General features: G+C 68.5%; 7 protein-coding genes and 2 pseudogenes. 3 read left to right on the top strand and 6 right to left on the bottom strand.

Annotated elements, in window-relative coordinates; translation table 11 throughout:
* The first annotated feature begins 217 nt into the window (after positions 1 to 217).
* The gene (locus OCT49_RS33520; RefSeq protein WP_283855552.1) at positions 218 to 709 is read left to right on the top strand and encodes an EF-hand domain-containing protein; all 492 of its coding nucleotides are present in this window, start codon (positions 218 to 220) and stop codon (positions 707 to 709) included.
* Between the two features lie 503 nt (positions 710 to 1212).
* On the opposite strand, the gene OCT49_RS33525 is transcribed toward OCT49_RS33520, so the two are convergent.
* Together OCT49_RS33525 and OCT49_RS33530 are read right to left on the bottom strand one after the other, a co-directional pair.
* Entirely contained in the window at positions 1213 to 1473 is a 261-nt protein-coding gene (locus OCT49_RS33525; protein ID WP_283855553.1) for a hypothetical protein, read from the bottom strand.
* A 354-nt stretch (positions 1474 to 1827) separates the two neighbouring features.
* A complete protein-coding gene (locus tag OCT49_RS33530; RefSeq protein ID WP_283855554.1) occupies positions 1828 to 2490 on the bottom strand; it encodes a hypothetical protein in 663 nt (220 codons plus the stop codon).
* Between the two features lie 385 nt (positions 2491 to 2875).
* Here OCT49_RS33530 and OCT49_RS33535 point away from each other — a divergent pair.
* Positions 2876 to 3014 (top strand): annotated as a pseudogene (locus OCT49_RS33535) (alpha/beta fold hydrolase); the annotation flags it as partial.
* Positions 3015 to 3073: 59 nt separating this feature from the next.
* On the opposite strand, the gene OCT49_RS33540 reads toward OCT49_RS33535, so the two are convergent.
* Together OCT49_RS33540 and OCT49_RS33545 are read right to left on the bottom strand one after the other, a co-directional pair.
* Positions 3074 to 3463, bottom strand: coding sequence for a GntR family transcriptional regulator (locus tag OCT49_RS33540; protein WP_283855555.1), 390 nt, complete (start codon positions 3461 to 3463; stop codon positions 3074 to 3076).
* Positions 3460 to 4164 carry a hypothetical protein gene (locus OCT49_RS33545; protein ID WP_283855556.1) on the bottom strand — a complete coding sequence of 235 codons (705 nt, stop codon included), beginning with the start codon at positions 4162 to 4164 and terminating at the stop codon, positions 3460 to 3462. The genes OCT49_RS33540 and OCT49_RS33545 overlap by 4 nt, the downstream gene beginning before the upstream one ends.
* A gap of 348 nt (positions 4165 to 4512) precedes the next feature.
* Here OCT49_RS33545 and OCT49_RS33550 point away from each other — a divergent pair, with 348 nt between their 5' ends.
* A complete protein-coding gene (locus OCT49_RS33550) occupies positions 4513 to 5862 on the top strand; it encodes an IS30 family transposase (protein ID WP_283856022.1) in 1350 nt (449 codons plus the stop codon).
* A gap of 31 nt (positions 5863 to 5893) precedes the next feature.
* Here OCT49_RS33550 and OCT49_RS33555 read toward each other — a convergent pair.
* Together OCT49_RS33555 and OCT49_RS33560 are read right to left on the bottom strand one after the other, a co-directional pair.
* A pseudogene (locus tag OCT49_RS33555) lies at positions 5894 to 6821 on the bottom strand (IS3 family transposase); the annotation flags it as partial.
* 240 nt (positions 6822 to 7061) lie between these two features.
* The gene (locus OCT49_RS33560) at positions 7062 to 8492 is read right to left on the bottom strand and encodes an alpha/beta fold hydrolase (protein ID WP_349632815.1); all 1431 of its coding nucleotides are present in this window, start codon (positions 8490 to 8492) and stop codon (positions 7062 to 7064) included.
* Positions 8493 to 8527 lie beyond the last annotated feature (35 nt).

An 8527-nucleotide genomic window follows, 5' to 3' on the forward strand; every position in this document is an offset into this window, starting at 1 on the left:
GCGCGCAGCCGGGGAGCATGCCCGAGGAGCCGCCTTGCATCAGGGCCCGGCGGCAGGCGCAGAGTGCGCAGCAGCGCTCCGAGTCGTCAGAGAGGCCGGTGCATGGTGGCCCCTTTCGGGTGATCAACAGCGTGATGTCCCTGTAGTGGGCGAGAGGGTATGGGACGTTTGCGCACGGTATTCCGCTGATATAGGAGAGGAACAGGTGGGTCCTGTGGTGACTCAGACGGAACGCAACCGTTTCCAGGCGATGTTCAGGAAGATCGACGTCGACGGCGACGGTGTGATCGACCAGGTCGACATCGACCAGCTGGTCCAGGGCGCGCTGGCAGGGACCACGGCCCATCCCGGTTCCCCGGAATGGCGGCGGGTGACTGACCTGGGCAACAAGCTGTGGCACATGCTGCAGAAGGACGCGGACACGGACGGGGACGGCCGGGTCACCGCGCGGGAGTTCGTCGCCTCGTACCGCCGTCCGGACTTCCGCGACCAGGTTGCCATCCCCTTCGAACTGGCCCTTCTGGAGACAGCCGACAGCGACAACGATGGCAGGATCTCACTGGGGGAATGGCTGACCTGGCAGCAGGCCAAGGGGCTGTCCCAGATGGAATCCCTCAACGAGTTCCAGCAGGTCGACGCCGACGGGGACGGCTTCCTCACCCGCGAGGAGTGCGCCCAGCACGTCAAGCAGTCCTACGCAGCCCAGTAGAGCAGCCAGGACCATCGGCCGTGCCGGCGTACTGCGCGGCACGGCCGATGCGCATCGGCGCGAGGGCGGGAAACACGAAGTGTTCGCGGAAAGCCCTCGCCGACGTCCAGCTGGGCCAGGACCAGGCCGGTGCTGTGCTCCAGCGCGGCGAGCAGATGGATCTTCCGGCCCATCGCTCGGGACGCACTCCGCAGGCTGTTGCCGTCCACGGTCAGGCCGCGCAGCCCGGCGGCACCGGTTGTCTTCGGCCGGCGGTCCGCGAGCCGGCTCCCCACGGCCCGGCCCGGCGCGTCGCCGTCGATACGGGCCAGGAGCCGACGGACCGTGGTCCCGGCGGGCAGGGCCCGCCGGGACAGAAGCGGATCGGGGCGGGCGCCGACCTGTTCGAGTACGTACTCCGGGGCGTCGGCGATCCATGGGGCCGACCGGCGGATTCGCGCAGTTGGTCAAGGGCAGGCGGGGGGCAGCGATGATGCGTCGGCAGGCACGGTCTTCCACTTGGATCACGGGGCGTGGAGAACTCCATGATCTTGGAAGCCGTGCCTGTCACGTTCCGGGACACCATTGAGCTGATGGGCCGTCATGAACTGGGCATCATGTGACAACGCCGAAGCCCTGGAGCGGACCCGGCCGAATGTGCCCGCCGTGCAGGCCGGAGCATCGAGGTTCTCTTCCGCCACTGCGCCAAGTTCTTCGACGGCCTGCGAGAGCAGGCGAACCGCCTCATCGAGCAGCCCATGAACGGGTGGCGGCGCGTTGGTCAAGGTGAAGCACATGAGGGCTGAAGAGGGGATTTGGTCCGTGACTGGTCCGGAAGCACTGGTCAGGAGGGGGTGGCTGTGGGATGAATGGGGAGTCGGCAGGCAAGCCGGGCTCGGCCGAGAGCGGATGCAGCGAAAGGCGCCTGACGGGTGAAAACCCAGGCCAGGCGCCTTTTCCGTGCGTCTAGAAGAAGCCCAGCTTCTTCGGCGAGTACGACACGAGGAGGTTCTTCGTCTGCTGGTGGTGCGGAATCGATACGTTGTTGACCAGCGGAAACGAAGGGTTCCAAGGCTCGGGAAGCGGTGTTGGCCCGCGTATGGTCCGGATCTTGGGAGGGTGCCGATTCGCGCAGAACGCTAGCTTCGGATCATTTGCAGCTTGCCGAGCTCGGCTGAGGGCGTGTCCGGACCGTTCCAGCCGACCCAGCGGGTTCCGCTGATGTCGGCGACGAGCGCGGAGCCAACGCTCCAGAAGCTGTGGCTGGGTTCTTCGAAGACGTACCAGCCGTCCAGCCAGAGCGGGACCGACCGATCGGGCAGGGCCGTCGGCTCGCTGGTGGTGGCGAGGTTGCGGCATCCGAAGACCGTTTCTTGGAGCACGAAGCTCGTGAGGAACTGTTCGAGAGATGGTGTCAGCGGGGTGTACTCGTCTTCCGGGCCGTCGTCCCACATCCAGTGGGCGTTGCTCAGCACGACGGGTGCCGCTGGACCGGCGGCTGTAACACGGCATGTCCAGCTGTCCTGGTTCTCGCTGAGGAACTCGACCGTTCCGTCATGAAGGCTCAGAGCCTCGGCGCGTACGAGCACGTCTTGTTGCTGGAAGATCCCGGGCGACTCCGGCAGGTGCTCATCCGGATCCGTGCCGGGCCAGCGTCCGGCATGGCGATACAGGCGTCGGAGCGGCACTGGGAGGAACTCGGGCAGTTCCGTCTCGGCCAGGCCATGGCTCGGTTGACGTGGCCCGTGCCACGCAGTGATGAAGTCCTCAAGCCACTCGACCGAACCATCCGACGCTCGCATGCCACCACAGTAGACAAATCTGAATGGGGGAGTGAGACGCGTGAACAGGGCGACGACGGTCATACGAGCGCAGGCGGTCTCACAGTCAGGTGGTGATTCCAGCCGAGACCGCGTGGGGCTTGACCCAAGGCCGGGTGGTTAGCGATCTGCCATTGCTCGCAAGGCAGTTGGTGTCCAGGTCGTGGTTGTGCAGAGACCGGGGCCGATCTTGTGGAGGAGGCCACTGTCCGCCCATCGGGAGAGTTGCCGGTACATGGTGTCCAGCCGGATGTCGCCGAAGCGGACGACGATCTCTGCAACTCTCCACAGGCGGTCCGGGTTGTCCCGGAACAGGGCGAGGACGCGGTGCCGACGGGAGGGGAGGAGCCGGGCCAGGACCCGCCGACCGATCGAGGCGACCGGACGCAGGTCGGCGGAGAGCGTCCCCGACGCCGTCCTGAAGGTCTACGAGGACGGCTCGCACGGCATCGCGATGGTCCCCGGGCGACAAGGAGAGGTTCAGCGCCGGCCTGCTGGAGTTCCTCGACACGTGGTCCGCCGGGCGGACGGGACTTTTGAAACATGGCCCAGCCCTCCCTGGGGTTCACGGCATATCGTGGTGTGCGAGAGCCTGTCGGATCGCCGCGAGGGCTTCCTCGTCAGTGGCGTTGAGCTGTCTGGCCGCGGCCGCGTAACTGCGCGCGTGTTCCGCGAGTTTCACCTTGATGTCGGTAGTGGCCGCAGGAGCGACGACCTGAGTGCCGGAGCCGCGGCGGCTCTTGACCAGGCCGGCGGTCTCCAGCTCGCGGTATGCCCGCACCACGGTGTTGTTGGCCAGCCCGAGGTCGGAGGCGAGCTGGCGCACGGACGGCAGTCTGTCCCCGTGATTCAGGCGACCGACGGAGATCAAATCTGCTAGTTGTGCGCGGAGTTGCTCGTACGGCGGGACAGGCGAAGCCTGGTTGACGTTGACGCTGATGCCGTTTGTCGTCATGGTCGAGCCTTGATGTATGCCTGCGGCAGCAGCAGGACTCCCAGACAGTGAGACGCGGTCAGTGCGGAGGTGAGAGCGGTGACGGCCAGCCCCCACAGGGCCACGCTCTTCATCCCGCCCGCGCAGGACATGCTCAGCACCGCAGCGCCCATCGTCAAGGAGACGGCGAAAAGAGGGGCGGTCACCACCACTCCCCAGGCGCCGACCGCTGCCCGGACGCTCGTGCGGCGTTGGTCGTCGCTCCCGCGCCGCGCGGTGACGTGGCGCAGAAGCAATGCGCAGGCGACGGTGCCGAGGGCGAGACCGCCGAGGGTCGGCCAGGCGTAGTAGGGGCCGGGCCAGGGCGAGAGCAGCTGGGTGCCCTTCGGGCACGCGACGGACAGGGCGCGTCCTGCGCGGCCGTCGGCGTCCTCCGAGCCCATTGCGGCGGCGACGATCAGGAGTACCGTCAGGACAACGGCCTGTGTTATCAGTGCGGCAGTCAGGAATCGGGGCAGGTGGTCCCGGATCCTGCGCGGTGCCACTTCGGCCACTCGTAGCCGGCCAGGACTCGGGCGCGCGACCACGTCCGCTGCGAACACGCCGCCCATGACACACAGACCGAATACGGGGAACCCGTACAGCAGATCCACATCGGGCTCGGGGCTGAAGGAGACCAGGGCGTTGACGGTCAGACCGGATGCCGCACCGACCCATCGCACAGGAGTATCCAGCCTTGCCCGCCATGTTCTTTCCGTTTCAGCGGCAGCAGACATGACTGACCCCGTTCTCTCGCGATGTGTATCAACTCTGTGACACACTGCCCGGCGCATCGAAGTGTGTCAAGGGGGTGACACACTTCCCCGTTCGGTATCGGCCTCCCGCCTTCCGCTCTCGCGCACCACTCGTTGAGGGTGCCGCAGGCCCGGGAGCTGTTTGAGGGTTCGGGCCCTTGTGGGATCCGGTGGTGTGCTGAGTGGCGCTGGTGGAACTCGGAGAGGCCGGCGGATTCAACCGGTCGTTGCAACACCTCGTCCTCGGAGGTGTTGATGGGCAGGCCAGCAGGGTGGATGGCGGCGTTGACCGGGCGGTCGCCGATGAAGTCACCGGGTGCGCCGGCGCTTCGGCGGGAAGTGGAACGTCAGTTCTGGCGGGAGATCGCGAAGGGACTGCTCCCGGAGGAGGCGGCAGCTGCGGTCGGCGTATCCCAGGCGGCGGGGGGAAGATGGTTCCGCCACGGTGGCGGCATGCCACCAATGGATCTTGCCCCGCAGTCCGGCCGGCACCTGTCCTTCCACGAGCGTGAAGAGATCGCGATCCTCAAAGCGCAGGGCATCGGTGTCCGGGAGACCGCGCGACGTCTCGGTCGCGATCCGTCGACGGTGTCCCGGGAACTGCGGCGCAATGCCGCAACGCGTGGCGGCCGGCTCGACTACCGGGCTTCTGTCGCCCAGTGGAAGGCCGACCTGGTGGCCCGGCGCCCGAAGACAGCGCAACCGGCCGCGAACGACCGGTTGCGGGAGTACGTGCAGGAAAGGCTTTCCGGCCAGATCAGCCGCCCCGACGGGACGATGCCGGGGCCGCAGGGCCCGCAGTGGAAGGGCAGGAACAAGCCGCACCGTGGCGACCGCCGGTGGGTCATGGCGTGGAGTCCGGAGCAGATCGCGAACCGGCTGAAGGTCGACTTCCCCGATGATGAGTCCATGCGGATCAGCCATGAGGCGATTTACCAGGCCCTGTTCATCGAGGGCCGTGGAGCGCTCAAGCGCGAGCTCGTCGCCTGCCTGCGCACCGGCAGGGCCCTTCGGGTGCCCCGAGCCCGGTCCAAACAGAAGGCGTGGGCTCACGTCACACCCGAGGTGCTGATCAGCGAACGGCCGGCCGAGGCCGACGACCGGGCCGTCCCGGGGCACTGGGAGGGCGATCTTCTGATCGGACTGGAAAGATCGGCGATCGGCACGCTGGTCGAGCGCACCACCCTCTTCACGGCGCTCGTCCACCTGCCCCGCGAGGACGGCTACGGCACGGTTCCCCGGACCAAGAACGGGCCGCCGCTGGCCGGCTACGGGGCGGTGACGATGAAGAACGCGCTGACGGCGACGGTCGGCACCCTGCCCGAGCAACTATGGAGATCGCTGACCTGGGACCGCGGCAAGGAACTGTCGGCACACGCCCAGTTCACGATCGAGACCGGCATCCCGGTCTACTTCGCCGACCCGCACAGCCCCTGGCAGCGCGGCACCAACGAGAACACGAACGGCCTGCTGCGCCAGTACTTCCCGAAGGGAACCGACCTTTCTCGATGGGCGGCTGAGGATGTCGAGGCGGTCGCTGCCACGCTCAACAGTCGGCCCCGGAAGAGCCTCGGTTGGAAGACACCCGCCGAAGCCCTCAACGACCATCTACTATCGATGAAATAAGCCGGTGTTGCATCCACTGGTTGAACCTGGTCTGCGATCCGCGGTCCGCATGAAAGATCACGCCGTCCACGCTGCCACCGCAGGTGGCCACCGCCATCTTCAGCGCATCGGTGACCAGCTCGGTGCGCATATGGGTGGCCATCGAGTACCCGAGCACCCGGCGTGAGCAGATGTCCAGGACGCAGACAAGATACAGCCACGTATCGCCGACCTGCACGTATGTGATGTCGCCGCACCACTTCTCGTCCAGCTGCCCGGCGCGGAAGTCACGTTGGACGAGGTCGGGGGCGGGTGGCGCGATCCGGTCCGGGATGGTGGTGCGCTTGCGGCGCCGCAGGTGACGGCCCTCGATCCCGTTGATGCGCATCTGGCGCTCGACGCGCTTGCGGTTCACGGCGTGTCCGAAGCCCCGCAGCTCGGCATGGACGCGCCGTACCCCGTAGGTGCCCTTGTGCCCCGTGTGGATCTCGCGGATCTCCGCGACCAGCGCCGCCTCGGCGGCCTGGCGCTCGGCGCGGGCCTTCGCACCGGCGAGGAACCGGTAGAAGCCGGAACGCGAGACCTGAAGCACCCGGCATATCCGCTGCACGCCGAAGTCGGCGCGGTTCTCGGAGATGAAGTCCCAGCGGCGGGTCATGCCCTCATCTCCTTGGCGAAATACTGGGCCGCCCGGCGCAGGATCTCCCGCTCGAGTTCCCACTCCTTTTCGGCCCTGCGCAGCCGGCCGTTATCCGCCCGCAGCCGGGCCAGTTCCTCATCCAGGCCCTCGGCCGTGGCCTGCTCGTCGCGGTTGCCGCGGCCCGCCAGCTCTCGGCCTGACGCACCCAACTGCGCAACGTCTCGCCAGTCACCCCGACATCGGCCGCCACCGCCGCGTACGTGCGCTTCCCGCCCGCCGCGCGGTACAACGCCACCGCGTCGTTCCTGAACTCCGCCGGATACGGAGACTTCCGTCCCACCAGGACACCCTTCCTCAGATCTGCAAGATCCATTGTCAGAGTGTCCACACAGCCGGGGGCGCCTCAGGTGGCCGCTGTCCTCAGGCAGGACAACGATGAACCACCACGGGCCGTCCTCGACGCAGGCTCGGCGACCGGGCCGGGCCCACGACGAAGACGGCTTTCGTCCGGTTCCGCTCCGGGCAGGAGCGGAACCGGACGAAAGCCGCCTTCGCGTCCCTCGTGTCGCGGAACCTCCGATCAGCCGGACCGCTGGACCAGCCACTGGTGGACGGCGAGCGCCGTGGACTTTGCGTGTTCGTCCAGTATCGTGAAGTGGCTGCCGGGAACTTCGAGCCGGGTGTGCTCCAGCGGCCACTCCGGCCGCCATAGCGGTCCCGACCGGTCACCGAGCACCTCGAAGAGGGGTCCCTCCGAAGCCGCGCCCACGAACAGCGTCGGGGTCGACACCGGGCGGGGCCGCCAGCCGTCGAACAGCTCCGCGTACCGGGCCATCGCGGTGAGCTGCTCGTCCTCGACGGGCAACTGCGGGAACCGACTGGTCAGCCAGTGGGCGATGGTGGCCATGCCCCCGGCGACATCGTCGTCGGGCCGCCCGGGGGAGTCGAGCAGCACCAGCGCGACCGGGGCGGCTCCGGCGGCCTCCAGCCGCCGCAGCACCTCATGGGCAGCCCACCCGCCCGATGAGTACGCCACCAGCGCGAACAGGCGGCCGGCGAACCGGCGTTGCAGGAAATCGGCCTGGAGGTCCATCGCCGCGTCCAGGGTCCCCGGCAGCGGTTCGCCCGCGCCGTAGCCCGGCACACCGGCTGTCCAGACGGACCGCAGACCACGCAGCGCGAGGGCGAACCGGAGGTACTGGTGCGCCCCGGTGGGAGCGACAAGCGACGGCAGGCAGACCAGCCCGATTCCGTCCGCGCCGTCGGCCAGATGCAGGGTCTCCGGCTCCCGGCCGTCCGCGCCGGAGGCGAAGGCGGGCCGCAGCCGCGCGGCGGCCGTCAGCAGGGAGCTGCTCAGGGCCGGGTCACCCGACCCCGCCAGCGTTGTGAACAGCGAGCCGATGGACGCGGCCGACGGCCCCCGTACGGCATCGGGGTTTGCGTCCTTGCCGCTGTCCGGCAGCCGGGCCCCGGTCAGCGCGTCCACCTCAGCGCGCTGGTGCTCCAGCAGGTAGGCGCTGAGCCGGTCCACCGAGTCCTCCTCGAAGAGCAGAGCCGAGGACAGCTCGCCCAGATCCTCCCGGAGCGCGTTGGCGAACTGGAGGACCAGGATCGAGTCCATCCCGTACGAGGCGAAGGACGTCCCCGGGTCGATCTTCTTCGCCGGTATCCGCAGTGTCTCCGCCGCCTTGTCCGTGAGATAGGCGGCCAGGAGCGAAGCCCGGGTCGCGGCGGGGGCGGGGGGTACGACGGCCGGGGCCGGGGTGGGGGCGCGGGGACGGCCGCGGTGGGTCGCGGTGGCACGGTGGCCGCGCGGGCCCGCGCGGCCACCCGCCGGTGCGCGACACCGTCGCCCTCGGCCGCCAGGATCTGCTGGCCCAGGTCGCGGGCGTGCGGCAGCAGGGAGACCACCGAGGAAAACCCCTCGCCGTGCAGCACCTCCCGCCAGGTCTCCGGCGCCAGCGCGGGCGAGCCCGGCACACGCAGCGGCACATCCTCGGACAGCCACCACCCTTCGAGCAGCCCGAACGTGAGATGGCTGAACAC

It is taken from the genome of Streptomyces sp. ML-6 (genome assembly GCF_030116705.1).
GTDB lineage: Bacteria > Actinomycetota > Actinomycetes > Streptomycetales > Streptomycetaceae > Streptomyces.